This is a genomic window from Candidatus Accumulibacter cognatus, assembly GCF_000584975.1.
GTDB classification, from domain to species: domain Bacteria; phylum Pseudomonadota; class Gammaproteobacteria; order Burkholderiales; family Rhodocyclaceae; genus Accumulibacter; species Accumulibacter cognatus.
The window spans coordinates 1-1,188 of sequence record NZ_JDST02000085.1 but is presented as its reverse complement, the minus strand read 5'-3'; the positions used below and the strand labels follow the sequence as shown (position 1 = coordinate 1,188).

Genomic DNA, 1,188 nt, shown 5'->3' with positions numbered 1-1,188 from the left:
AATGGCCAAGGGAAAATTTGAGCGTACGAAGCCGCACGTCAACGTCGGCACGATTGGGCACGTCGATCACGGGAAGACGACGCTGACGGCGGCGATCACGACGATTCTGGCGAAGAAATTTGGCGGAGTGGCCAAGGCCTACGACCAGATCGACGCGGCGCCCGAGGAAAAGGCGCGTGGGATCACGATCAACACTGCGCATGTCGAGTACGAGACGTCCAAGCGCCATTATGCGCATGTGGATTGCCCGGGGCACGCCGACTACATCAAGAACATGATTACGGGTGCGGCACAGATGGACGGCGCGATTCTGGTGGTTTCGGCGGCGGATGGCCCGATGCCGCAGACGCGCGAGCACATTCTACTGGCGCGGCAGGTGGGGGTGCCGTACGTGGTCGTTTACCTGAACAAGTGCGACATGGTTGACGACGCCGAGTTGCTTGAATTGGTCGACATGGAAGTGCGCGAGCTGCTGTCCAAGTACGATTTTCCGGGTGACGACACGCCGATCGTCCAGGGTTCAGCCCTGAAGGCGCTGGAAGGCGATACGGGGCCGCTGGGCGAGCAGTCGGTGATGGCGCTGGCGGATGCGCTGGATGCCTATATTCCGACGCCGCAGCGAGCGATCGACAAGCCATTTCTGCTGCCGATCGAAGATGTGTTCTCGATCTCCGGGCGGGGCACGGTGGTGACGGGTCGTGTTGAGCGGGGGGTCATCAAGGTGGGTGAAGAGGTCGAGATTGTCGGCATTCGGCCGACCGTCAAGACGATCTGCACTGGCGTTGAAATGTTCCGCAAATTGCTCGACCAGGGTCAGGCCGGCGACAACGTGGGCGTGCTGCTGCGAGGCACCAAACGCGACGACGTCGAGCGCGGGCAGGTTTTGGCGAAGCCCGGTTCGATCAAGCCGCACACGCATTTCACCGGAGAGGTGTACTGCCTGTCGAAGGAAGAAGGGGGTCGCCATACGCCGTTCTTCAACAACTATCGCCCGCAGTTTTACTTCCGCACAACCGATGTGACGGGTGCGATCGCCATGCCGGAGGGGGTCGAGATGGTCATGCCGGGTGACAATGTGCAGATGACGGTCAAGTTGATTGCACCGATCGCCATGGAAGAAGGTCTGCGCTTCGCGATCCGCGAAGGCGGTCGTACCGTCGGCGCCGGAGTGGTCGCGAAAATCATCGA

The 1,188-nt window shown here is 61.0% G+C and carries 1 protein-coding gene; it reads left to right on the top strand.

Annotation, left to right across the window (positions count from 1 at the left end; translation table 11 throughout):
- Position 1: 1 nt before the first annotated feature.
- Positions 2-1,188: elongation factor Tu (gene tuf, locus AW06_RS15655; protein ID WP_034951830.1), on the top strand; the 1,187-nt coding region annotated here is incomplete at its 3' end.